This is a genomic window from Scandinavium goeteborgense (assembly GCF_003935895.2).
GTDB lineage: Bacteria > Pseudomonadota > Gammaproteobacteria > Enterobacterales > Enterobacteriaceae > Scandinavium > Scandinavium goeteborgense.
The window spans coordinates 1,980,869-2,004,317 of record NZ_CP054058.1 but is presented as its reverse complement, the minus strand read 5'-3'; the positions used below and the strand labels follow the sequence as shown (position 1 = coordinate 2,004,317).

Annotated in this window: 20 protein-coding genes and 1 other RNA gene; 6 read left to right on the top strand and 15 right to left on the bottom strand. The window is 55.5% G+C overall.

Annotated features, from left to right (window positions below):
- Positions 1-58 precede the first annotated feature (58 nt).
- The 3 genes from A8O29_RS10340 to A8O29_RS10330 form a co-directional block, all read right to left on the bottom strand.
- Complete coding sequence (locus A8O29_RS10340) at positions 59-895, bottom strand: shikimate dehydrogenase family protein (RefSeq protein ID WP_125353123.1); 837 nt, start codon at positions 893-895, stop codon at positions 59-61.
- Positions 896-904: 9 nt separating this feature from the next.
- A complete protein-coding gene (locus A8O29_RS10335; RefSeq protein WP_125353125.1) occupies positions 905-2,236 on the bottom strand; it encodes an MFS transporter in 1,332 nt (443 codons plus the stop codon).
- Positions 2,237-2,315: 79 nt separating this feature from the next.
- A complete protein-coding gene (locus A8O29_RS10330; protein WP_125353127.1) occupies positions 2,316-4,169 on the bottom strand; it encodes a bifunctional sugar phosphate isomerase/epimerase/4-hydroxyphenylpyruvate dioxygenase family protein in 1,854 nt (617 codons plus the stop codon).
- Between the two features lie 125 nt (positions 4,170-4,294).
- Here A8O29_RS10330 and A8O29_RS10325 point away from each other — a divergent pair, with 125 nt between their 5' ends.
- Positions 4,295-4,933 carry a TetR/AcrR family transcriptional regulator gene (locus A8O29_RS10325; RefSeq protein ID WP_110508498.1) on the top strand — a complete coding sequence of 213 codons (639 nt, stop codon included), beginning with the start codon at positions 4,295-4,297 and terminating at the stop codon, positions 4,931-4,933.
- Here the strand turns inward: A8O29_RS10325 and fumD are convergent, their stop codons facing one another.
- A complete protein-coding gene (fumD, locus tag A8O29_RS10320; RefSeq protein ID WP_125353129.1) occupies positions 4,934-5,146 on the bottom strand; it encodes a fumarate hydratase FumD in 213 nt (70 codons plus the stop codon).
- Positions 5,147-5,344: 198 nt separating this feature from the next.
- On the opposite strand from fumD, the gene ynhH reads away from it, so the two are divergent.
- The 3 genes from ynhH to A8O29_RS10310 all read left to right on the top strand — a co-directional run bounded on the left by ynhH (position 5,345) and on the right by A8O29_RS10310 (position 7,525).
- On the top strand, positions 5,345-5,554 hold the full coding sequence (ynhH, locus tag A8O29_RS22960) for a protein YnhH (RefSeq protein WP_420854012.1): 210 nt from the start codon (positions 5,345-5,347) through the stop codon (positions 5,552-5,554).
- 14 nt (positions 5,555-5,568) lie between these two features.
- Entirely contained in the window at positions 5,569-6,981 is a 1,413-nt protein-coding gene (gene pykF, locus A8O29_RS10315; protein ID WP_110508502.1) for a pyruvate kinase PykF, read from the top strand.
- Between the two features lie 307 nt (positions 6,982-7,288).
- On the top strand, positions 7,289-7,525 hold the full coding sequence (locus A8O29_RS10310) for a major outer membrane lipoprotein (RefSeq protein ID WP_034455915.1): 237 nt from the start codon (positions 7,289-7,291) through the stop codon (positions 7,523-7,525).
- A gap of 68 nt (positions 7,526-7,593) precedes the next feature.
- Here the strand turns inward: A8O29_RS10310 and ldtE are convergent, their stop codons facing one another.
- The 10 genes from ldtE to ydiJ form a co-directional block, all read right to left on the bottom strand.
- The gene (ldtE, locus tag A8O29_RS10305) at positions 7,594-8,598 is read right to left on the bottom strand and encodes a L,D-transpeptidase LdtE (RefSeq protein WP_125353130.1); all 1,005 of its coding nucleotides are present in this window, start codon (positions 8,596-8,598) and stop codon (positions 7,594-7,596) included.
- A 108-nt stretch (positions 8,599-8,706) separates the two neighbouring features.
- Complete coding sequence (sufE, locus tag A8O29_RS10300) at positions 8,707-9,123, bottom strand: cysteine desulfuration protein SufE (protein WP_125353132.1); 417 nt, start codon at positions 9,121-9,123, stop codon at positions 8,707-8,709.
- A 12-nt stretch (positions 9,124-9,135) separates the two neighbouring features.
- Positions 9,136-10,356: a cysteine desulfurase SufS gene (gene sufS, locus A8O29_RS10295; RefSeq protein WP_125353134.1), complete on the bottom strand. Its 1,221-nt coding sequence runs from the start codon at positions 10,354-10,356 to the stop codon at positions 9,136-9,138.
- Entirely contained in the window at positions 10,353-11,624 is a 1,272-nt protein-coding gene (gene sufD / locus A8O29_RS10290) for a Fe-S cluster assembly protein SufD (RefSeq protein WP_125353136.1), read from the bottom strand. The genes sufS and sufD overlap by 4 nt, the downstream gene beginning before the upstream one ends.
- Positions 11,599-12,345 (bottom strand): Fe-S cluster assembly ATPase SufC, encoded by a 747-nt coding sequence (gene sufC / locus A8O29_RS10285; RefSeq protein WP_125353138.1) that lies wholly within the window; start codon positions 12,343-12,345, stop codon positions 11,599-11,601. Before sufC ends, sufD begins: the two co-directional genes overlap by 26 nt.
- A 16-nt stretch (positions 12,346-12,361) precedes the next feature.
- On the bottom strand, positions 12,362-13,849 hold the full coding sequence (gene sufB / locus A8O29_RS10280) for a Fe-S cluster assembly protein SufB (RefSeq protein ID WP_125353139.1): 1,488 nt from the start codon (positions 13,847-13,849) through the stop codon (positions 12,362-12,364).
- 2 nt (positions 13,850-13,851) lie between these two features.
- Positions 13,852-14,226: a Fe-S cluster assembly scaffold SufA gene (gene sufA / locus A8O29_RS10275; RefSeq protein ID WP_125353141.1), complete on the bottom strand. Its 375-nt coding sequence runs from the start codon at positions 14,224-14,226 to the stop codon at positions 13,852-13,854.
- A gap of 334 nt (positions 14,227-14,560) precedes the next feature.
- Complete coding sequence (gene lpxP / locus A8O29_RS10270; RefSeq protein ID WP_125353143.1) at positions 14,561-15,475, bottom strand: kdo(2)-lipid IV(A) palmitoleoyltransferase; 915 nt, start codon at positions 15,473-15,475, stop codon at positions 14,561-14,563.
- Between the two features lie 264 nt (positions 15,476-15,739).
- The gene (gene menI / locus A8O29_RS10265) at positions 15,740-16,150 is read right to left on the bottom strand and encodes a 1,4-dihydroxy-2-naphthoyl-CoA hydrolase (RefSeq protein ID WP_125353145.1); all 411 of its coding nucleotides are present in this window, start codon (positions 16,148-16,150) and stop codon (positions 15,740-15,742) included.
- On the bottom strand, positions 16,147-19,203 hold the full coding sequence (gene ydiJ / locus A8O29_RS10260; RefSeq protein WP_125353147.1) for a D-2-hydroxyglutarate dehydrogenase YdiJ: 3,057 nt from the start codon (positions 19,201-19,203) through the stop codon (positions 16,147-16,149). Before ydiJ ends, menI begins: the two co-directional genes overlap by 4 nt.
- Positions 19,204-19,530: 327 nt before the next feature.
- Here ydiJ and ydiK point away from each other — a divergent pair, with 327 nt between their 5' ends.
- Together ydiK and rprA are read left to right on the top strand one after the other, a co-directional pair.
- Positions 19,531-20,655, top strand: coding sequence for an AI-2E family transporter YdiK (gene ydiK / locus A8O29_RS10255; RefSeq protein WP_125353148.1), 1,125 nt, complete (start codon positions 19,531-19,533; stop codon positions 20,653-20,655).
- Between the two features lie 194 nt (positions 20,656-20,849).
- An RNA gene (rprA, locus tag A8O29_RS10250) (antisense sRNA RprA) lies at positions 20,850-20,957 on the top strand.
- Positions 20,958-20,960: 3 nt separating this feature from the next.
- Here the strand turns inward: rprA and A8O29_RS10245 are convergent.
- Positions 20,961-23,330, bottom strand: a complete 2,370-nt coding sequence (locus tag A8O29_RS10245) for a glycoside hydrolase family 3 N-terminal domain-containing protein (RefSeq protein WP_125353150.1) — start codon at positions 23,328-23,330, stop codon at positions 20,961-20,963.
- Positions 23,331-23,449: the final 119 nt, after the last annotated feature.

Genomic DNA, 23,449 nt, shown 5'->3' with positions numbered 1-23,449 from the left:
GCCCGGTTCGAAAGCGATTATCTTAGCCGGGCAAACAGGGAACGCCAGTCGAATCCGCTTATTCCCTGATCTCAGCCCGTTCGCGCAGCTGTTCCGGGGTGGCGACCGGCAGGCCAAAGAACTTCAGATAGGCGGGGATCATTTCAAACAGCATGTCAGTGCCGCGCTGTACCTGACAATCGCGCTCCATCGCGGCCTGCAAAAACGGTGTCCAGGTCTGGCTCATGACCACTTCACCGACGTACGCGCCGGGCATCAGGCGGTCAACATCCAGCGGCAGCGGATCGCCCGGTTTCATGCCCATCGGCGTAGCGTTGACCACCAGCGAATGACCCTGCGGGTCCTTTTGCATTAGGCTGATTTCCAGCGTCGGATAATGACGCCGCAGCCGCATGGCCAGCGCCTGAGCGGTTTGCTCACGCGTATCAAACAGCGTGAGCGCGGATACGCCCGCCGCCGCCAGTGAAGCGGCAATCGCCGACCCCACGCCACCACAGCCCACCACTAACGCCCGGGCATTCTCCGCACAAAACCCTTTACGCTGAATGCCCTGCACGAACCCATCACCGTCAAACATATCCCCGGTGAGCGAGCCGTCCTCTTCACGCCGAATGGCATTGCAGGCTCCGGCAATCGCCGCCGTCGGGCTGAGGTGTTGCACCAGCCCGGCGGTGACGACCTTATGCGGCATCGTCACCAGCGCCCCCACCAGATTAGTCATCTCAAACAGCGCAGGCACGAACGCGGCAAAAGCCTCCGGGCGCACACCCATCGGCACCACTTTGACATCCACGTTTTGCGCCGCAAACCACGGGTTGTAAATCATCGGCGCTTTGAAACTTTCCGTGGGCCAGCCCAGATGCGCAATCAGTCTGGTGTTTCCGGTAATGATCATGCGTGCTCCCTAATCCTGCAGTTCCGTGAGTTCGATGCGTTTGACATCGCCGAGAATAAAGACGTACGCCACCACACCGAGCAGCGCTGCGCCACCGATGTAAATGAGCGCGTAGAAGAAACTGCCGGAGACGGCGACGATAAAGCCAATCACCAGCGGCGTGAGGATCCCCGCCAGGTTGGCGCAGAAGTTGAACAGTCCGGCGGTGAGGCCCCCAAGCCCGTTGGGTGCCATGTCGGAAATCAGCGTCCAGCCGAGGCCGACCATTCCCTGACCAAAGAAGGCGAACGACATCACCAGGATCACCGCGGTGTCGCTGTGCAGCCAGTTGGCGGTGATAATACAGCTCGCCATCAGCAGGCCGACGATAATCGGCAGCTTGCGTCCGAGATTGGCAGAGCCCGTGGCTTTCAGCAGTTTGTCCGATACCCAACCGCCGAACATCACCCCGCCCGCCGCCGCGAGGAACGGCAGAATGGCGAAGAAGCCCACTTTCAGCCACGGCATGTGACGCTCGGTGGCGAGCCATGTCGGGAACCAGGTCAGGAAGAACACCAGCACCGTGTTACCGGCAAACTGGCCGATACTCGCCCCGACAATCTGACGTTTGCTCAGCAACTGGCGCACCAGCGGCCAGCTGAACTGAGTTTTTTGCACCACAGCGGATTGGATGCCGCCGCCCGCTTCGATGTATTCACGTTCCTGCTGGCTCAAACGGCTGTCTTCGTGCGGTTCGCGGTACAGACGCCACCAGGCAATCGCGAATAATATGCCGACCACGCCGACGCTGATAAACAGTGCGCGCCAGCCAAAGCTGCCCATTATCCAGAACAACAGCGGCGAGAAGCAGGCGAGGCCAAGATATTCGCCGACGGTGTATACCGCCGTGGCTTTTGCCCTCTCCTGCTGCGGAAACCAGGCGCTGACCACCCGGCTATTGACCGGGAAGCACGGTGCTTCGCTGATCCCCAGCCCAAATCGGCACAGTAATAAGGATTTGATGCCCACCGCCATGCCGTGAAACAGCGTAAACAGCGACCACAGCGTGAGGGAGAGGAAATAGGTAATTTTGTTGCCGAAACGGTCGAGGAACAGGCCGCCGGGAATCTGCGCCAGCGCGTAGGTCCAGGCAAACGCCGAGAACACCAGGCCCATTATCGCCGCGTTGATGCCCAGCTCCTGCGTGAGCGCCGGGGCAGCGATGCCCAGCACCGTGCGGTCGAGATAGTTGATCATAGTGCCCACTGCCAGCAGGGCCAGAATACCGATCCGACGCCGGGTGCGGCGCACAGCGGTGACCGCCTCCGCGGCCACAGCGTGGTCATGGCTGTAAGTGCTCATAGAGTTTCCTGTCTTTGTAGGGTGCAGATGAATGTTGTTATTTTCACTCCGCCAGCCGAACCTTCTGGTTCAGTCTGGTTTACTCACTGTACTGCATGGCCGAAAGACGGACCGCCGCATTGACCGCGCCATATTGCGCATAGCCGTTACGTCGTTCGGTTAACTCAAAGAAAAAACGTCCGGTGCTGAATGGGCGAGTATACAGATGTAAAAACTCACCGCCGCTTCCGTCGCGATCGTACAGGATCTGCTGCTGTTGCAGAACGTCGGCCTGCTCGCTGTCGCCGAACCGCGCCCGTAGATCCTCATAATAGTTGGCCGGAATAGGCAGCGCAGACGGCAGCCCGCCGGGTAGCGTTTCAAGCACCGCGGGTAAATCCGCACAGGCAAACGCCGCATGTTGTAAACCCGCGCCCTGATAGCAGGCCACCGAGCGCGCAATCTGTGTGGCGCGGCTTTGGGATATATTCAGCGCCAGGCGAATATTGCCCTGCGGGCTGTGTACTGCCAGGCTGCGCACCAGCCCGTAAGGATCGGGCATCGTCTGCTCATGTTCGAGCGTGAAGCCAAACACGGTGCGGAAGAACATGACCCAGTTATCACGGCTGTCGGCCTCCATGCCTAACGCCAGATGATCGATGCCGAGCAGGCCGGAAGTCGAGACCGGCGCGTTGAGTTCAAAGTCGCGGGCGTAGATATCATCGCCCTCTTCTACCAGGTAAATCAGGCTGCCGTCCGGAGCGCATACTGCCGGAATCGGGCTTTCATTTGGCCCGACCTCGCCTTGCCAGGTGGCGTATCCGTAGGCTTTTGCCCGGGCGATAATCGGCTCACTGCGGCTGACGCGTAGCGCCATGGCACACAGAGAAACGCCGTGGCGCTGCCAGAAATGATCGGCCCAGCTGTGCGGCTGATGATTGACAATCACCCGCGCACCGCCGTTTTGCCACAGACTCACTTTTTTGCTGCGATGCATTCCCTGCGGCTGGAAGCCCATTTGGCTAAGGCTGATGCCGAGCTTTTTCGCTTCGGCAGGACTGGCGGCAAATTCAATAAATTCAGGCCCCTGATATTCCGGCAGCGCGGGCAGCGAACAGAGTTCGGCCTCTATTTCGGGTAGTTGCTGACGGGTTTGTTCTTCCAGCCACAGCAGCGAACGATAGCCGTCCTTCGCGGTTGCGCCGTTTGGCGAGGCGCGGAAACCATCGTTGAACACTTCCAGCGACCACGGGCCGCGATAGCCGCGACGGGTTAAATCGGTCGCAAATTCCACGACGGGCAGTTCGCCCTGACCCGGGAAGCAGCGGAAATGGCGGCTCCATTCGAGCACGTCCATTTTCATCACCGGCGCATCGGCCAGTTGCAGGAAGGTAATTTTATCGACCGGCACTTCATCCAGCCGCGCCAGCGTGTCGCCCAACGCCAGCACGTGGAAACTGTCGAGCACAATCCCCATCGCCGGGCTGTCCACCGCTTTTACGCGCTGCCACGCCTGATGCCAGCGGTTCACCTGCGTGCCCCAGGCCAGGGCTTCATAACCGACGTTGATTTTTTCACGTTCAGCCAGCTCTGCCAGCGCGCGTAGGTCGCTGATTTGCAGGTCGATATCCGGGCTGGTGTCTGGCGCTACACTGCTGCACAACAGCAAGGTGTCGCAGCCGAGCTGATGCATGAGGTCAAATTTGCGTCTGGCGCGTTCGAGATTGGCGGCAAACTGCGGGCGGCTGGCGCCTTCGAAATCACGAAAGGGCTGAAAAAGCGTGATCTGCAAACCGAGATCGGCGGCCATCTGTCGGATATCCGCCGGCGAACCGGTATAATAGAGCAGATCATTTTCAAAAATTTCAACGCCCTGATAGCCTGCATCGGCAATGGCGCTCAGTTTTTCCGGTAAGGTGCCTGATATCGAGACGGTTGCGATGGAGCGCAGCATAGTGTCACCTGTCATGATCTTCGGGAAAGTTGAATATGAATCATTTGGTTCATACGCGCCATAATTCGTTGCTAATTTGTGATCATTGTGTGTATTTTTTGTTCTCACCCGAAGCCGGAGTCGCTATGTCTGTTGTTGTTCACGATGAAGCCCAGAGCCTGAAAGAGAAGATTTTTGCCGCTGCCATCGCGGTTTTTGCCGAGCACGGCCTGGCCGGGGCGAGAATGGAACAGATAGCCGGAGAAGCGCAAACTACCAAACGGATGGTGGTCTATTACTTCAAAACCAAAGAGCAGCTGTATCAGGCGGTGCTGGAACACGTCTACGCCCGCATTCGCGAAAACGAACAGCAGCTGGGGCTGGAAAATTTACCGCCGGTTGAAGCGCTGGTGCAGTTGGTGAAATGGAGCGTGGCGTACCACGCGAGCCATGCGGATTATATGCGGGTCATATGCATGGAAAACATGCAGCGCGGGAAGTGGCTGAATGCGTCAGGTTTGCTGAAACCGCTGAACAAAAGCGCCCTGTCGATTCTGGAAAATATTCTCGATCGCGGTCAGCAACAGGACATTTTTCAGCAAGGCGTTGAGGCCCGAGACGTGCACCGGTTGATCAGCAGTTTCAGTTTTTACCAGGTGTCGAACTTTTACACCTTTAATAGCCTTTATCTGGAAGGCCCGTTGCCGGAAATTGACGACCCGGAACTCGTGGCGCATCACTCAGAAATTGCCGTGAAAGCGGTTTTACGCTTTGTGATTGCCTGATTATTGACCCGCCAGCGCAGTGATGACACGTTCCATCGCCTCGCGGGTCTGGTCACTGCGTTTAATCTTTTGGTTAGCAAGCGATGTGCGTAATACGCCAGCAATGACAATGTGTTTGGGCTCCTGTCCCAGGTCGCGCATCTCGAGTACGACCTTGCCAACCACCCGGCACATTTCCTGATACAGCGCGTCATCTTTACCTTGATTGCCCATCTGTTGCTCCTGCTAACTCATTAATTTTCAATTCATTACTGATGATAGCGTCTTTCTGGGCAACTTTCGCCATTAGATTCTGTTACAAAGTACAGATCGCCTCGTAATGATTTTGTTAAGCGCTATCGTCTTGTTCTGAAACGGCGTTTTCATTTTCCTTTTTATCCGTAACCTCGTATAATACGTACCGATTGTTTCTTGAATGGTTTCAGCGCATTGGACTGCATAAAAAATAACGTAAAACTTCATCCATCCTTCGTAGCTGAAAACCAGGCTCACTTTCCTCTGCACGCTTTTTTGATGTCACCTATCCTTATCTCGTGGCATCGCGACTTTCGTAATACAGGTTTACCTTCGTGGCAGTGCGCCCACGATCCAAATTTTCCTATTCCTTCTCTCTCAACTTAAAGACTAAGACTGTCATGAAAAAGACCAAAATTGTTTGCACCATCGGTCCAAAAACCGAATCCGAAGAGATGCTGACCAAAATGCTGGACGCCGGCATGAACGTGATGCGTCTGAACTTCTCTCACGGCGACTACGCTGAACACGGCCAGCGCATCAAGAACCTGCGCAACGTGGTGAGCAAAACCGGTAAGACTGCGGCTATCCTGCTGGATACCAAGGGCCCGGAAATCCGTACCATTAAACTGGAAGGCGGTAACGACGTCGCTCTGAAAGCAGGCCAGACCTTCACCTTCACCACGGACAAAACCGTTGTCGGTAACACCGAAACTGTGGCCGTCACCTACGAAGGTTTCACCAGCGATCTGAGCGTCGGCAACACCATTCTGGTTGATGACGGTTTGATCGGTATGGAAGTGACCGCTATCGAAGGCAACAAGGTTGTTTGTAAAGTTCTGAACAACGGCGACCTGGGCGAAAACAAAGGCGTTAACCTGCCAGGCGTTTCCATCGCTCTGCCAGCGCTGGCTGAGAAAGACAAACAGGACTTGATCTTCGGTTGCGAACAGGGCGTTGACTTCGTTGCAGCGTCCTTTATCCGTAAGCGTTCTGACGTGCTGGAAATCCGTGAGCACCTGAAAGCCCACGGCGGCGAAAACATCCAGATCATCTCCAAAATCGAAAACCAGGAAGGCCTGAACAACTTCGACGAAATCCTCGAAGCGTCTGACGGCATCATGGTTGCTCGTGGCGATATGGGCGTTGAAATCCCGGTTGAAGAAGTTATCTTCGCGCAGAAGATGATCATCGAAAAATGCGTGCGCGCACGTAAAGTAGTTATCACCGCGACCCAGATGCTGGATTCTATGATCAAGAACCCACGTCCAACCCGCGCTGAAGCCGGTGACGTTGCGAACGCCATCCTCGACGGTACCGATGCAGTTATGCTGTCCGGTGAGTCTGCGAAAGGTAAATACCCGCTGGAAGCTGTGACCATCATGGCGACCATCTGCGAACGTACTGACCGTGTAATGAGCAGCCGTCTGGACTTCAACAACGACAGCCGTAAGCTACGCATCACCGAAGCAGTTTGCCGCGGTGCGGTAGAAACTGCTGAGAAACTGGAAGCGCCACTGATTGTTGTTGCGACCCAGGGCGGTAAATCTGCTCGTGCAATCCGTAAATACTTCCCGGATGCCACCATCCTGGCGCTGACCACCAACGAACTGACTGCACGTCAGCTGGTGCTGTCTAAAGGCGTTAACGCGCAGCTGGTGAAAGAAATCTCTTCTACTGATGATTTCTACCGTCTGGGTAAAGAAGTTGCACTGCAGAGCGGTCTGGCTCAGAAAGGTGACGTTGTGGTGATGGTTTCTGGTGCGCTGGTACCAAGCGGAACCACCAATACTGCATCCGTGCACGTACTGTAATTTCGATTCAGTCGACTTAATTTGCACAAAAGCGCCCTCGCGGCGCTTTTTTTATTCCTTCGATAGACTTATTTAATAAAAATGCAAATCGGATTTCACTATTTAAACTGAGATTATCTAAGATTAATCCAATGAAATCGTACTGTTTTCACACAGCTTTTGCTTTTTGTACACCTGTTCGATGCTTCTTTGAGCGAACGATCAAAAATAAGTGTATTCCCATCAAAAAAATATTCTCAACATAAAAAACTTTGTGTAATACTTGTAACGCTACATGGAGATTAACTCAATCTAGAGGGTATTAATAATGAATCGTACTAAACTGGTACTGGGCGCGGTAATCCTGGCTTCTACTATGCTGGCAGGTTGTTCTTCTAACGCTAAAATCGATCAGCTGTCTTCTGACGTTCAGACTCTGAACGCTAAAGTTGACCAGCTGAGCAACGACGTGAACGCAATGCGTTCTGACGTTCAAGCTGCTAAAGACGACGCAGCACGCGCTAACCAGCGTCTGGACAACCAGGCTCACTCTTACCGTAAGTAAGAGTACCTGTAATAAAAATGGCGCACATTGTGCGCCATTTTTTTTTGCCTGTTAATCACCTTTCCACGTTATTGCATTACCCGCGTTTCATTCGCCGTTGCAGGCGATCCATTCTGAACCGAAAGCACCTGATTCTGCCCTGTCGCCACCGGCGTTACGCCTGACGACACAACCACCGGAATACCCGCCCGACGATACATCGCTTTATCCGCCATCACCTTGTCGGTGCCTTTATCGCTGGCGAACTGCGAATAGCCCGCCGGGAGCACGTAGGTCATGGTCTGCGGGTTCTGGGTTTCATCCTGGGTCAGCGGACGGTGTACTTCCATATAGCGCGTACCGTTCGGCTCAATCGAATATTTCACCGGCTGGTTAATCACCTGCACCGGCGTCCCGACCCTAACCTGCGCAAACAGCGCTTTGATGTCATCGGTAAACATCCGCATACAGCCGGAGCTGACACGCAGCCCGACGCTGCTCTGCGCATTGGTGCCGTGAATCAGATACTCACCGTTACCGTACGCCAGACGCAATGCGAAGCGCCCCAGCGGGTTATTAGGCCCTGCGGGTACCACCGGCGGCAGCGTGATGCCTTTCTCCAGTGAGCGCTGGCGGATGCCCGCTGTTGGCGTCCAGGTCGGATTCGGGATTTTCTGCCCGACGCGGGTGGTCATTTCAGGCGTTTCAAGCCCAAGCTGGCCGATGCCTAACGGATACACCTGCACCGTATTGCTGCCCGGTGGGAAATAATAGAGTCGCAGTTCCGCCAGATTGACCACGATCCCTTCTCGCGGGACGTCAGGCAGCAGTAATTGAAGCGGAATGACTACCTGCGTTCCCGGTTTCGGTACCGGCGCAATAGTGTTATTCGCTTCAAGGATGATCATTGCGGCGGTATCAAAGCGCCGGGCAATGGTTTGCAGGCTATTGTCGCCCTCCTGCACCGTGTAGGTCTGGTTTTGTCCAACGAGGCGGCTACCGTTAGCCGGTAAGGTGTATTCCACCGCTCTGGCGGCCTGAGACGCGCCGAGAGCACCTAAGAGCATTAATGAGATGAGAGATGCGCGTTTCATACTGAGTTTCCCTTTTAGTCACTGACAGAACGCCAGAAAGCTGAACCCACCCGCGAGGCGGAATCCCCACCTCGCGTTACAGAATGAAAGCTGTATTGTAAAATTAGTTTAGCTAAAACTCAGAGCCTGCGCGCGAATTGCGCGGATCATCGCTTCGAGCCCCTGCGAACGCGAGGGCGTAAGGTGTTGGGTCAGCGCCATTTTCTCAAACCACGGGCGCACATCAAAAGCCAGAATGTCCTGAGCGGTCATCTGATGGTAGAGAATAAAAACGACGGCAATCAGTCCCTTAACGATAGCGGCGTCACTGTCGCCCTGCAGTTCTATCCGCCCGTCGACATTGCGTTCCATCACAATCCACACCTGACTCTGGCAGCCCTGAATAATATTTTCCGGGTTATGCGCGTCTTCACTGAGTGGGGCTAAACGCTGGCCCAGCTCGATGATATACAGGTATTTGTCTTCCCAGTTGGCGCAACGATTGAAGTTACGCAACAGTTTATCTTTGTCCGGCAATGCGGCCATAGAGCCTCCCTGTCAGCCCAGTAAACGATGAATACGTTTCAATCCTGCCACCAGACGGTCCACCTCTTCAACTGTGTTGTACATCGCAAGCGATGCGCGACACATGGCGGGCACGTTATAGAACGCCATCAGCGGCATCGCGCAATGGTGTCCGGTCCGCACCGCAATACCGTAGTTATCGAGGAAACTGCCGACGTCATAGGCGTGATGTTTACCGAGATTGAAGGCGATAACGCCGAGTCGATTTTGCGGGCCGTACAGCATGATATCCGGCACCGTTGCCAGCTCAGCCAGCGCGTAATGCATTAAGGTGTGCTCGTAATCGGCAATATTATCCAGACCCAGCCCGCTGACATACTCCAGCGCGGCCCCGAGGGCGATAATCCCGCCGGTGTTTGGCGTGCCCGCTTCAAAGCGCCACGGCGCTTTCGCCCAAGTGGTGCCTTCTGTCAGACTGACGGTGGCAATCATTGAGCCTCCGCCTTCCCACGGTGGCATGTCTTGCAAAATTTCTTCTTTCGCGTACAGCACGCCGATGCCGGTCGGGCCATACAGCTTGTGCGCCGAGAAAACATAAAAATCGCAATCCAGGCTTTGCACATCCACGACGTGATGCATCACCGCCTGCGCCCCGTCGATCAACACTTTCGCGCCGTGCTGATGCGCCAGTTCGGTCAGCGCCTGCACCGGGTTTTCCGTGCCGAGCACATTCGATACTTGCGTCACCGCCAACAGCTTCGTGCGTTCGTCAAACAGACCGGGGATCGCATCCAGCTGCAGCGTGCCATCTGCGTTGAGGGGGATCACGCGCAGTTCAGCGCCAACGCGCGCACAGAGCATCTGCCACGGCACGATGTTGGCGTGGTGTTCCATTTGACTGATGACGATGTTATCGCCCTGCGCGACGTGGCTGTCGCCCCAGCTGTTTGCCACCAGGTTTATGCCTTCGGTGGTGCCGCGCACAAAGACCAGTTCTTCCGCCGAACGGGCATTGAGGAAGTGAGCGGCCTGCTGGCGCACCTGCTCCATTCGGGTTGTCGCTTCGGCGCTGAGGGTGTGAATACCCCGGTGAACCGCCGCATAACCGTGACGATAAAACTCTGCTTCGGCGTCGATCACCGCGTTGGGTTTTTGCGCGCTGGCCGCGCTGTCCAAATACGCCAGCGGTTGGCCATTGACTTCACGGGTCAGCAGCGGGAAATCAGCCCGCACCCGTTCAATGGAAAATGTCATGCTCTTCCTCCCGGTAAACGCTGGCCAATCCGCGCCAGCACTTCACGTTTGATAGTCTCATCGCTGATGGCTTCGGTCAGCTCAGCGGCAAAGGCATACATGATCATCTGCTGGGCGGCCTGTTGTTTGATCCCGCGCGAACGCAGATAGAATAGCTGTTCGTCATCGATACGCCCGATGGTCGCGCCGTGGCTGCACTTCACGTCATCGGCATAGATTTCCAGCTGCGGCTTGGTGTCCACTTCGGACAGTTTGCCGAGCAGCAGATTGTTATTGGTCATCTGCCCGTCGGTTTTAATCGCGTGCTGCGCGACGTTGATAATCCCGTTAAACACCGCCCGGCCTTTATCGCTGACAATGGTTTTATGCAGTTGACGGCTGTTGCAATAACCCTTGTTATGCTCCAGCCAGGTGCGGGTGTCGCACACTTCGTTGTTCACCGGCATCGCCAGGCTGTTAATGCGCAGCGTGGTGTTTTCGCCGTTGAGCTGAGTACTGGTGTTATGCCGCAGCACCACGCCCCCGAGCAGGAAACTGTGGCTCGCCGCACTGGCATCCTGACCAAGCTGAATGTCGTTATGACCGAAGTGATAGCTGGTCGGGTTTTCAAAGGCGAGCTTGATATGCTGCAAATGCGCATTGTCCGCGACCTGCATCGTCAGGCGCGACCCCGTAAAGTGCCGCGTGTCGTTCAGACTGACGTAATGTTCAATCACCGTGGCTTGCGCACCCTGCGCCAGTTCCAGATGATGGCGATAATGCGCGGTGTTCATCTCCTCACCGTCGGCGCCCTGAGTGATGTGCATCAACAGCAGCGGTCTGGCAGGACGTTGATTACGCGCCACCTGGATATGCGTCACCGTCTGCGCCAGGCTTTCCGTGAGGTGCAAGAACACTTCCGGCTGTACCGCCGCAGGGAGCGTCTCACGTGCGTTATCGACCGTGACCTGGAAACCGCTGTCTGCCAGCTCATCGCTCAATTCGCGCATGAATTGGCCGTTCACAAACACCATTCGCAGCGCGTCGACAGGCAACGCTAACGTGTCGCGCTGTGACGCATCAATCGTCGCCTCTGCGCTGACAAACTGGCTGTTCAGCAGCCCATCCAGCGGCGTGTATTTCCAGTTTTCCTGTTTACGCGTTGGCAAACCGAGTCGCAGCATCTGTTGCAGGTGCTGTTCCGAATGCGCCGTGCGCGCGGTACTTTGCGCCTCGAACAGGTGATGCCATTGCTGCAGCGCGTTACTGCTGTTCGGTAAGCCAGCCATAGCCCTGCTCCTCCAGCTGTTTAACCAGCGTGAAATCGCCGGATTTAACAATACGGCCCTGATACAACACGTGCACAAAGTCCGGTTTGATGTAGTCGAGAATGCGCTGGTAGTGGGTGACGATAATGAACGCCCGTTTGCCGTCGCGCAGCGCATTGACGCCGTCGGAGACAATTTTCAGCGCATCGATGTCCAGCCCCGAATCTGATTCATCAAGAATGCACAGTTCGGGCTCAAGTACCGCCATTTGCAGAATGTCGTTACGCTTTTTCTCACCGCCGGAGAAGCCGACGTTGACCGAACGGGTCAGCAAATCTTCCGGCATTTTCAGCAGTTTGATTTTCTCTTCCATCAGATCCTGAAAATCAAAGCGGTCGAGTGATTCCTGGCCGCGATATTCGCGCACCGCGTTGAGCGCCGTTTGCAGGAAGAACTGATTACTGACGCCGGGAATTTCCACCGGATACTGGAAGGCCATGAAAATGCCTTCCCCGGCGCGATCTTCCGGCGCCAGTTCCAGCAGATCTTTGCCTTTGAATTCAACCGTTCCGCCGGTCACTTCGTAATCTTCACGCCCGGCGAGCGTCGCCGACAGCGTACTTTTCCCTGAGCCGTTTGGGCCCATGATGGCGTGCACTTCGCCCGGGCGAATTTCCAGATTAAGCCCGCGCAGGATCTCTTTATCTTCTACCGCTACCTGTAAATCTTTAATGCTTAACATGTGTGTCCCTTAATGCTTAACCGACGCTGTGTTCGAGGCTGATCGCCAGCAATTTTTGTGCTTCGACCGCAAACTCCAGCGGCAGCTCTGAGAAAACATCCTTACAGAAACCGTTGACGATCATTGAAATCGCGTCGTCTTCGCTGATGCCGCGTTGCAGGCAGTAGAACAGCTGGTCTTCACCAATGCGCGAGGTCGTGGCCTCATGCTCGAGTTGGGCGCTGTTATTGCGACATTCGACGTACGGGAAGGTATGCGCCCCGCTGTCCGGGCCAATCAGCATCGAGTCACACTGGGTGAAGTTACGGGCGTTGGTCGCCGTCGGCATGATTTTGACTAAGCCGCGATAGCTGTTCTGGCTGTGTCCGGCGGAGATCCCTTTCGAGATAATGGTCGATTTGGTGTTTTTGCCGATGTGGATCATCTTGGTGCCGGTGTCGGCCTGCTGGTGTCCGGCGGTCAGCGCCACCGAGAAGAACTCACCGATGGAGTTATCGCCGCGCAAAATACAGCTCGGGTATTTCCAGGTAATGGCCGAGCCGGTTTCCGACTGGGTCCATGACATTTTGCTGTTTTCGCCTTCACACAGTGCGCGTTTGGTCACGAAGTTCAGAATGCCGCCAGTGTTGTTATCGCCCGGGAACCAGTTCTGCACCGTGGAATATTTCACTTCCGCGTCTTTGTGGATGATCACTTCCACCACCGCGGCGTGCAGCTGATAGCTGTCGCGAACCGGAGCCGAGCAGCCTTCGATATAGCTGACGTAGCTGCCTTCATCGGCCACCAAAATCGTGCGCTCAAACTGGCCGGTTTTTTCGGCGTTGATGCGGAAATAGGTCGACAGTTCCATCGGGCAACGCACGCCTTTTGGCACGTAAATAAAGGTGCCGTCGGAGGCCACCGCGGCGTTCAGCGCGGCAAAGAAGTTATCGTTGCCTGGCACTACGGTGCCGAGATATTTCTGCACCAGGTCGGGATAATCGTGGATAGCCTCGCCGAACGAACAGAAAATAATGCCCTGCTCGCCCAGTTTCTCCCGGTAGGTGGTCGCCACAGAGACGGAATCGAAAATCGCGTCGACCGCTACCTCGCGCCCTTCACGGACCGGCACACCAAGCAGGCCAAACGCATCTTCGACTTCCTGACTCAGGAACGCATTGGCCCCGGTTTGCTGAACCGCACCCGGTTCTGAAGCGCAGGTTTCATCGCAGTTACCGCAGGACGGCGCGGAGTAGTAGCTGTAATCCTGATAATTCAGCTTGTTGTAATGCGCTTTCAGCCAGTGCGGCTCTTCCATTTCGAGCCACGCCCGGAACGCGTTCAGGCGAAATTCGAGCATCCACTCCGGCTCGTTACGTTTGGCAGAAATGGCACGCACCACCTCTTCGCTGATCCCTTTTGCCAGTTCATCGGTCTGCAGGTGGGTAAAGAACCCTTCTTTATAATTGAGCTGACCACCGGCCCAGGTTTTGACATCGTCAGTTGCTTCAGTATTACGTGACATAATTACTCCGCCTGCACCCCAAAACTTTCACCACAGCCACATTCATGCTGGGCCTTCGGGTTGTGAAACTTAAAGATCTGATTTAAGCCTTCGCGCACATAATCCACTTCCGTGCCGTCGATAAAGGGCATCGCCTGTAACGACACCCACAGCTTCGCACCGTCAGACTCAAACAGCAGGTCGTCTGCTTTCGGTTCGGTAACGGTATCCAGTACGTAAGCAAAACCCGCACAGCCGGAGGTTTTCACCCCCAGACGGATCCCCTGCACGCCCTGCTTGATTGCCAGGTCGCACACGTGCGCCGCCGCCGCGGGCGTCAGGCTGATCCCGCGCCAGGAAAAATCAGCCGGGTTGAAGGTTTCTGAATGCAATTCCATAGGTCCACCTTATACGTTGAAGCCATCAGGGCATCCCTCTATGTTAGTGATAATGATTATCACTTCAACCCCTTGTCAGCAGGGGCTTTCGGCGGAATGCCTCCAACAGAGGGCTTTTACTAAGCATAGACCCTGTGCGCAGACTGGACAGGGCTATCGGGAAATGTTCAATACATTGAAAAATAAATGCTTTAACTTCAACGGCGGAGAAAAAATGCGGCAATGAAAAGATGTATAGAAAATACCAATTTATGAGATAGGAATCGCTGTCTGTGACAACAATAAAAAAGCCCCGTGGCGGATGCACACGGGGCTTTCAGAAAAAACAGGTTCGTTAGTAGAGCGACGCCTGGCCCACCGGGCGCGTTTTGAAGCGGCGGTGCACCCATAAATACTGCTCTGGTGCACGCAAGATCTCTTTCTCGATAACCTTGTTCATATAGCTTGCAGCCTTGAACTCGTCTTCGATCGGGTAATCTTTCAGCGTTTCACTAATGTACAGGTTGTAGCCACGATTGTTAGCTTTACGCACCATGGTGATGGTCAGCAGTTCGGAGCCTGACAAGCGTTGAAGCACAAACGTACCGTTAGTGGTTGCCGCCTCCGGGACGTTAAAGAACGGCGCGAAAGTACTGCCTTTCGGGCCGTAATCCTGATCCGGGGCAAACCAGACCGCTTCCCCGGCTTTCAGCGCAGTCACCAGACCCCGGAGATTGCGGCGGTCGATCATCGCTTTATTGGAACGCAGGCGCCCTTTGGTCTGCACCCACTCCATCAATTTGCTGTTATGCGGACGGTAGGTGGCCATCATCGGACGGCACAGGCCCATCGTCCTGCCACCCAGTTCCAACGACATGAAATGCACGCCGACCACCATCACGCCTTTTTTATTTTCCAGCGCTTTGGTCAGATTCTCATAGCCTTCTACATCAAACCATTTTTTAACCCGGGCATCGCTCCAGAACCAGGCCATACCGGTTTCGATTAAGCCCATGCCAAGCGAAATAAAGTTTTGTTCGATGAGCTTCTCTTTTTCCTCGTCAGTCATTTCCGGAAAACAGAGCGTAAGATTTCTTGACGCAATCTTTTCTCTTCTTTTCAAAAATGGGCGGGAGGCACGACCGAGTGATGAGCCGATGATGTATAGCAGTGGATAAGGGAGTTGGACTAGCAACCACAGCACGCCTAAACCAAACCAGGTTAACCAGTTGCGAGGGTGCAGCAGCGATTTGTCGAAGGCTTTTGCCATCGTTAATTCCTGTAAACATGTGTACCAGTAACGCATAAGGAAAAAACGAAGGAAATCATCAATCTTTAAGCGATACGTTGTGAATTTTTACGTCGGTTAAAACACGTTTTAACCAAGAGATCAGAATGCTACATCTGTCTGATAAAAGATAGTGAATTAATCTGAAGCTTTGCTTAAGTGGTCAGTAATAAATCGGAATTATTCCGATACGTTAGCGCGGTTAATTACCGCGCTAACGCTCCTTCTAATTTTCTTATTCGCTGTTCACACCACCGCCGTGGTGAGTCGGGATGTGCAGCACAATGTGCCGTGCTCATCGAAGATCTCTATCTGCCAAACCTGGTGACGGCGTCCGGCATGTAGCGCTTTACAGACGCCACGCACCCGCCCGCTCCGCACGGCGCGAATGTGATTGGCGTTCACTTCAACGCCCACTACTTTTTCATCGCCTTCGGTGCAAAGATAACCCGCCACAGAGCCCAGCGTTTCGGCCAGTACCACCGAGGCACCGCCGTGCAGCAGGCCAAACGGCTGATGAGTGCGGCTGTCCACCGGCATGGTGGCTTCCAGGCTGTCGTCGGACAGACGCTCAAAGCGAATATCCAGCAGGCCAACCATGTTCCCCTCGCCCATCGCGTTGAGCGCATCCAGCGTCGCGCTACGTTTCCAGATCATCCCATTATCTCCAGTAAAGCCTGCAACGGATGGCGCACGCCGCTGCCCTCAACGCGCTTCACCTGGCTGCGACAGGAATATCCCGTGGCCAGACAGCGGTTGCGAGGCAGACGTTGCATCGCCTGCTGCCAGGACAAAGCATAAATGCCCAATGAGTTGGCGTGATTCTTCACTTCGTGGCCATAGGTTCCGGCCATGCCACAGCAGCCCACGCTGACGCTTTCCAGTTTCGCGCCAAAGCGGGCGAAAATAGACGCCCACTGTTTGGGTGCCATCGGCAGTGCGGTCACTTCGGTACAATGACCGAACAGGTACCAGGCCTCACCGCTGACGTCTCGCATTTCGGTATTTTCCAGCGCTTTCGGCAACCACTCATGTACCAGCTGAACCTGGAAATCACCACGTTTTTCGCCGAGCGTTTGCTTGTATTCGTCGCGATAGCATAGCACCAGCGCCGGGTCGACGCCCACCATCGGCATCTCAAGCTGCGCCACACGGTTGAGGAAGTCGGCCGTTTTCTGTGCCGTTTTCGCAAAGCGCGCCAGGAAGCCTTTAATGTGCTGCGCTTTACCGTTCGGTGAGAACGGCAGGACGACAGGCTGATAGCCGACGCGCTCCACCAGCCGGACGAAATCTGCCACCACCTGCGCGTCGTAGTAGCTGGTGAACGGATCCTGCACCACCAGCACCATTTTCGCTTTTTGTTCTGAGCTCAGCGCTTCAAGCTGTTCGAGAGTCAGATTCGCCGAGCGGTGCCCCACCATCTGCTGCTGCAACGAAGGCGTCGACAGCAGCGGCAGGTCAATCATGCCGATGTGCTTCATCGACAAATTCTTCACCCACGGCTGACTAATAAAGAAGTTGAATGTTTTCGGCGCACGCGCCATTAGCGGCGCATAGCTTTCGACCGTGGCGACCACGTGATCGCGCATCGGGCGTAAATAGCGGGTGTGATACAGCTGCAGGAAGCGCGAGCGGAAATCAGGCACGTCGATTTTGATCGGACACTGCGTTGAACAGGCTTTACAGGCCAGACAGCCGGACATCGCCTCTTTCACTTCGTGCGAGAAATCGTATTCGCCTTTGTTGGCATGCCAGCTGTTGCGCGTCCGTTCAATCAGGCCCCGCAGGCTGGCGCGTTTTTCCGGCAGCTCTTTTTCAAGCTTGAGCGGATCAATGCCGCGATCGGCCAACAGACGCAGCCATTCGCGCACCAGCGTGGCGCGACCTTTTGGCGAATGCATCCGGTCGCTGGTGATTTTCATCGACGGGCACATCGGGCTGTTCACATCGAAGTTAAAGCACAGACCGTTGCCGTTGCACTCCATCGCCCCGCGCCAGGAAGTGCGCACTGAAATCGGGATTTGTCGGTCGAAGGTGCCGCGTTTGACCGCATCCACCTTCATCATCGGCGCATCCACGCCTTCTGGCGGACAAATTTTCCCTGGGTTAAGACGGTTATTAGGGTCGAACGCCGCCTTCACTTTGCGCAGCTCGCCGTACAGGGTGTCGCCAAAGAAGGCCGGGCTGTATTCCGCGCGGAAACCTTTGCCGTGTTCGCCCCACAGCAGGCCGCCATATTTTGCCGTCAACGCGACGACGTCATCGGAAATCTGTTTCATCAGGATTTCCTGCTGCGGATCGCACATGTCCAGCGCCGGGCGCACGTGCAGCACGCCCGCATCGACGTGACCAAACATGCCGTAGCTGAGGCCATGCCCGTCAAGCAGCGCGCGGAATTCGACGATGTAATCCGCCAGATGCTCCGGAGGCACGCAGGTGTCTTCGGCAAACGGAATCGGTTTGGCGGCGCCTTTGGCATTGCCGAGCAGGCCGACCGCTTTTTTGCGCATCGCGTAAATTCGCTCAATGCCGTCCAGTTCATTGCAAAGCTGCCAGCCGATCACGCCGCCCTCGCCTGCGGCGATCAGCGCATCAAGACGCTGGCACAGCGCGCTCACCTGGCCGGCGATCAGCGCTTCATCATCACCGGCAAATTCCACGATGTTCAGGCCGAGCATCTCTTTGTCCGGCACGTCGGTAATGAGTTCGTTGACGGAGTGCCAGACGATATCTTCCCGCGCCAGATTCAGCACTTTCGAATCGACGGTTTCCACCGACATCGCACGCGCATCAACCATAAATGGCGCATTACGCAGCGCCGAATCGAAGGAATCATATTTGACGTTCACCAGGCGACGCACTTTCGGCAGGCGCGTGATATCCAGGCGCGCTTCGGTAATGAATGCCAGCGTGCCTTCTGAGCCGGTCAACACGCGGGTCAGGTCAAACTCGGTCATCTCGTCATTGAAGACATGACGCAGATCGTAACCGGTGAGGAAGCGGTTCAGTTTTGGGAAGCTGTCGATAATCAGTTCGCGGTTATCTTTGCAGCGCTCATACACCGTGCGATAAATGCGCCCGCTAGCCGACTGCTCTTTGGCCAGCGTTTCCGCCAGCAACACCGGCACCGGCTGCGTATCCAGAATATCGCCGCCCAGCAGCACCGCTCGCACGCCCAGTACGTGGTCAGAGGTTTTGCCATACACCATCGACCCCTGTCCGGACGCATCGGTGTTGATCATCCCGCCAAGCGTAGCGCGGTTACTGGTTGACAGTTCGGGCGCAAAAAAATACCCGTAGGGTTTTAGAAACTGATTAAGCTGATCTTTGATAACGCCCGCTTCGACCCGCACCCAACCCTCTTCGGGATTGATTTCAATGATGCGATTCATATAGCGGGACATATCGATGACGATGCCCTGGTTTAACGATTGGCCGTTGGTGCCCGTTCCGCCGCCGCGCGGCGTAAAGACCAGCGAGCGGAAACGCTCTTCATCGGCAACGCGTGAAAGCAGCGCGACGTCAGCGGTTGAACGGGGGAAAACCACGGCATCGGGGAGGAGCTGATAGATGCTGTTATCGGTCGCCATCGTCAGCCTGTCGGCATAACGGGTGGCGGTATCGCCGGTAAAACCTTGTTGCTCCAGTGCCTGCAAATAATTCAACACCAGCTGAACAACACCGGGTGCCTGAGAAATCTGTGGGATCATGACGCTTGACCCTGCCTGACTAAGTTGTGTTGGACGGTTATTACCCAAAAGAATTCGAGTTGCATCCAGGCGGCAAGAAAGCGTAGCCCGATGAGCTTACATAAGTAAGTGATTCGGGAAAGTAAACGCAGCCAACACCGATGCAACTTGAAGTATGAAGGGTATGTTTATCGTTTGCGTATTGCCTTAACGTTGTATCACATTTTGAATGGATCAGCTTATTGGTTTTCGGCCCGAACATGGAAACGAAATAGTTGATATTATTATGAGTAAATGGATTTATCCTGTGCACCTCTTTTAGGGCGTAACTACTAAGGTACAAAACGTATGACAACCCTTTATCGGCCCCGTGATTTACCGCAAATTCTGCTGTCGGTGCTGTTTTTAGCGCTCATGATCGTAGCCTGTTTATGGATAGTAAAACCCTTCGTTCTGGGGTTTGCGTGGGCCGCGACAATCGTAATTGCCACCTGGCCGGTCCTGCTAAAACTCCAGCGTTTACTGTTTGGCCGCCGCTCACTCGCAGTGCTGGTGATGACGCTGCTGCTGTTTTTACTGTTCGTGATTCCGGTTGCGCTGCTGGTTAACAGTCTGGTCGATGGCAGCGGCCCATTGGTTCATGCCATTACTTCTGGCAATATTTCCCTGCCCGATCTCGGGTGGCTGAACAGTATTCCACTGGTCGGTAGTAAGCTGTACGCGGGCTGGCACAGTCTGCTGGACATGGGCGGCTCGGCGATTATGGCGAAAGTTCGCCCATACATCGGCACCACCACAACATGGTTTGTCGGCCAGGCGGCGCATATTGGTCGCTTTATGATGCATTGCGGTCTGATGCTGTTGTTCAGTGCACTGCTCTACTGGCAGGGCGAAAAAGTGGCGTTTGGCGTGCGGTATTTTGCCACCCGTCTGGCCGCTAAACGTGGCGATGCGGCGGTGCTGCTGGCAGGACAAGCCATTCGCGCCGTGGCGCTTGGCGTGGTCGTCACCGCGCTGGTGCAGGCGGTTTTGGGCGGTATCGGCCTGGCGATTTCCGGCGTGCCTTACGCGACGCTGCTGACCGTGGTAATGATTTTCTCCTGTCTGGTTCAGCTCGGTCCGTTGGTGGTGCTTATCCCGTCCATCATCTGGCTGTACTGGAGCGGCGACACCACCTGGGGCACGGTGCTGCTGGTGTGGAGCTGCGTGGTTGGTACCATGGATAACTTCATCCGTCCGATGCTGATTCGTATGGGTGCCGACCTGCCAATGGTGTTGATTCTCACTGGTGTTATCGGTGGCCTGATTGCGTTTGGCATGATTGGCCTGTTCATCGGCCCGGTATTGTTGGCGGTGTCCTGGCGTCTCTTTGATGCCTGGGTGCGCGAAGTGCCGCCCCCGACTGACGATCCTGAAGAAGTGCTTGAGGAACTGGAGTCTCTGGAAGCGAACCACGACAAGCTCGCTAACTGATAAAACATGGCCCGGACGCACCCATGCGCCGGGCCTAATACTTAAGCACTACTTATCGTTATTACCCCATCGCACCGCTAATCTGCTCAGAATCACCGCTAACGCCCCTTCAGGGCTCTCAAATCGTTTACCTTTTTTTAACGATTAAGACCAATCTGATCGACGCAAAAATTCTGCATGCCTACTATTAGCTCACGGTTATAAATCAACACCTTGATTTATAAGCATGGAAATCCCCTGAGTGAAACAACGAATTGCTGTGTGTAGTCTTTGCCCATCTCCCACGATGGGCTTTTTTTTATCCTTTAATTCACTTCACAACGGCTCAGCATCCGCCAGTTTTTCGCTAATTCCCGCGTGGCTCCGCTGACGTTTGCGATGACCGTGCCATGAATATCTGCCGAGGACGAACCCGCCATTAGCGTAAATTCACCCGGCTCGACAATGCGTTTCCCGTTACGGTCGGTAAAGTTCAGCATGTCGACGGGCACGTAGAAGGTCAGCGTCGCCGACTGGTTCGGCACCAACTCCACGCGCTGGAACGCTTTCAGCTCTTTCACCGGACGCACCATCGACGCCACGTTATCGCGCACATACAGCTGCACCACTTCGCTGCCGCGACGTTCGCCGATGTTGGTCAGCGTGACCTGCACAGCAATTTCGCCGTCGATAGCCACTTCAGGCGTGATAAGGGTCAGCGCGCTCCATTGGAACTGGCTCCAGCTTTTACCGAAACCAAACGGATAGCGGCTACCAAAATGGAAGGCAAACGGCGTGCCGCCGCTTTTCAGTTTGTGGTTGTAGTAATACGGCATCGCCCCGGCGCTTTTCGGCACGCTGACCACCAACCGCCCTTGCGGTTCGGCGCGTCCGGTCAGGACATCGGCAATGGCCCAGCCGCCTTCCTGCCCCGGAGCCCAGGCCATCATTAGCGCCGCCACCTTATCTTCCAGCCCTTGCAGGGTATATGGCCGCCCGCCGGTCATCACGACCACCACCGGTTTATCAGTGGCCACCAACGCTTCCAGAAGCTGTTGTTGTACGCCGGGCAGATTGAGTGAGTCGGTATCAGAGCCTTCGCCGACAGTCCCGCTCTGGAACAGTCCGGCTAAATCTCCCACGCAGGCCACAACCACGTCGCATTTCTCAGCCACACGCACCGCGTCCGCAATGAGTGAGGTATCCAAAGACACCGGTGACTGCTGGATAGATTTTCCTCGGCTGTCACCCGGGAATACTGGCGCGCCCGCCATGCGTTTTTCGATAATGTGGCAGCCTTTGGCGTAGCTGACGTGCTGTTCGCCGAGCGTCTGGCGCAGCGCGTCCAGCGGGGTCGTCACCTGCGACGTTTGCTCAAGCATGTCGCTGATGATCAGATGGACCGGGAAGCTATAGCCGCTGAGCAGCGCCAATGGATCGTCTGCCGTCGGGCCAACGACCGCCACGTGCGGTTGCCCGATAAACGGCAGCACGCCGTTGTTTTCCAGCAGCGTCAGTGAGCGCGTAGCCACATTTCGCGCCGCCTGCCGCGTTTGTGCAATTTGCAGTTCCACCGCGTTTTCATCGGCGTAAGGCTGTTCAAATAGCCCGAGGCGGAATTTCTCGGTCAGCGTTCGGGCAACGATCTCATCGACTTTGCCCATCGAGATCAGCCCGCGCTCCACGGCCTCAGCCAAATGTCGCGCACAGTCATCTTTTGGCAGCTCGACGTCCAGCCCGGCGTTGAACGCCAGCGCCGCGGATTCCGCCGCGTCATGAGACACGCCGTGATGCTGATGCAGCAGACTGATCCCGCCGTAATCGGCGACGATAATGCCGTCGAAGCCCCACTGCTCACGCAAGATTTTGGTCATCAGGAAGGCGTCACTGTGGCCCGGCTGGTTATCAATGTCGTGATAGGCGGGCATCACCGACCCGGCGTTGGCGAGTTTGACCGCCATTTCAAACGGCAGCAGGAAGGTATCATTGAGTTCACAAAAGCCCAGATGCACCGGGGCATGGTTGCGTGCGCCTTCGCTGAACGAATGCCCGACGTAGTGTTTCAGCGTCGCCAGCAGGTCGCGTTTTTCGCCCTGCAAACCGTCGACATAGGCGCAGGCCATGACCCCGACCAGCCACGGATCTTCGCCAAAGGTTTCTTCGGTGCGCCCCCAGCGCACATCGCGCGACACATCCAGCACCGGGGCCAGCCCCTGATGGCAGCCCGTCGCCCGGGCCTCATCACCAATACATGCGGCGGCGTGGCGAATGAGCTGCGGGTCCCAGGTCGAACCGTAGTTCAGCGGAGACGGAAACAGCGTCGCGTCTTTGCACAGCAGGCCGACCAGGCACTCTTCATGGAACAGCGCCGGGATCCCGAGCCGCGTCTCTTCCATCAGCATTTTTTGCAGACGGTTTGCGGCGCGTACCCCGGTTCGGGCATCGACAATGTGGGTGCCCAGCGGGCGGGTGATTTGCCCGACGCCGAGCGTCAGACGCTCATTCAACGAAGCCTGCGCGGATACGCCGGCAAATTCATCGCTCATGTCGCTGCGTTCGCGGTGGTCGCCGGTTTCACTCAGCACCAGCCAGTAGGCGTGCATCTGGGCAAACTTCTCTTCTGGCGTCATTCGCGCCAGCAAATCAGCAACGCGTTCAGCGACTGGACGCTGCGCATCCTTATACAGTGCGGTCATCAACTTCCCCTCCGTTAAGGTGTATCTGGTTGAGAAGCAGTATTCAGAACCAGACGAAGGGCGACAATTGTCGAAATTAACAGCGAAGTTATGATTTTTCGTTTTGTTTCAATTCTGTG

What these genes read in the sequence shown, in the direction of transcription:
- A8O29_RS10340 (WP_125353123.1), bottom strand. Translation starts at nt 895, where the DNA reads ATGATCATTACCGGAAACACCAGACTGATTGCGCATCTGGGCTGGCCC.
- A8O29_RS10335 (WP_125353125.1), bottom strand. Translation starts at nt 2,236, where the DNA reads ATGAGCACTTACAGCCATGACCACGCTGTGGCCGCGGAGGCGGTCACC.
- A8O29_RS10330 (WP_125353127.1), bottom strand. Translation starts at nt 4,169, where the DNA reads ATGCTGCGCTCCATCGCAACCGTCTCGATATCAGGCACCTTACCGGAA.
- A8O29_RS10325 (WP_110508498.1), top strand. Translation starts at nt 4,295, where the DNA reads ATGTCTGTTGTTGTTCACGATGAAGCCCAGAGCCTGAAAGAGAAGATT.
- fumD (WP_125353129.1), bottom strand. Translation starts at nt 5,146, where the DNA reads ATGGGCAATCAAGGTAAAGATGACGCGCTGTATCAGGAAATGTGCCGG.
- pykF (WP_110508502.1), top strand. Translation starts at nt 5,569, where the DNA reads ATGAAAAAGACCAAAATTGTTTGCACCATCGGTCCAAAAACCGAATCC.
- A8O29_RS10310 (WP_034455915.1), top strand. Translation starts at nt 7,289, where the DNA reads ATGAATCGTACTAAACTGGTACTGGGCGCGGTAATCCTGGCTTCTACT.
- ldtE (WP_125353130.1), bottom strand. Translation starts at nt 8,598, where the DNA reads ATGAAACGCGCATCTCTCATCTCATTAATGCTCTTAGGTGCTCTCGGC.
- sufE (WP_125353132.1), bottom strand. Translation starts at nt 9,123, where the DNA reads ATGGCCGCATTGCCGGACAAAGATAAACTGTTGCGTAACTTCAATCGT.
- sufS (WP_125353134.1), bottom strand. Translation starts at nt 10,356, where the DNA reads ATGACATTTTCCATTGAACGGGTGCGGGCTGATTTCCCGCTGCTGACC.
- sufD (WP_125353136.1), bottom strand. Translation starts at nt 11,624, where the DNA reads ATGGCTGGCTTACCGAACAGCAGTAACGCGCTGCAGCAATGGCATCAC.
- sufC (WP_125353138.1), bottom strand. Translation starts at nt 12,345, where the DNA reads ATGTTAAGCATTAAAGATTTACAGGTAGCGGTAGAAGATAAAGAGATC.
- sufB (WP_125353139.1), bottom strand. Translation starts at nt 13,849, where the DNA reads ATGTCACGTAATACTGAAGCAACTGACGATGTCAAAACCTGGGCCGGT.
- sufA (WP_125353141.1), bottom strand. Translation starts at nt 14,226, where the DNA reads ATGGAATTGCATTCAGAAACCTTCAACCCGGCTGATTTTTCCTGGCGC.
- lpxP (WP_125353143.1), bottom strand. Translation starts at nt 15,475, where the DNA reads ATGGCAAAAGCCTTCGACAAATCGCTGCTGCACCCTCGCAACTGGTTA.
- menI (WP_125353145.1), bottom strand. Translation starts at nt 16,150, where the DNA reads ATGATCTGGAAACGTAGCGCGACGCTGGATGCGCTCAACGCGATGGGC.
- ydiJ (WP_125353147.1), bottom strand. Translation starts at nt 19,203, where the DNA reads ATGATCCCACAGATTTCTCAGGCACCCGGTGTTGTTCAGCTGGTGTTG.
- ydiK (WP_125353148.1), top strand. Translation starts at nt 19,531, where the DNA reads ATGACAACCCTTTATCGGCCCCGTGATTTACCGCAAATTCTGCTGTCG.
- A8O29_RS10245 (WP_125353150.1), bottom strand. Translation starts at nt 23,330, where the DNA reads ATGACCGCACTGTATAAGGATGCGCAGCGTCCAGTCGCTGAACGCGTT.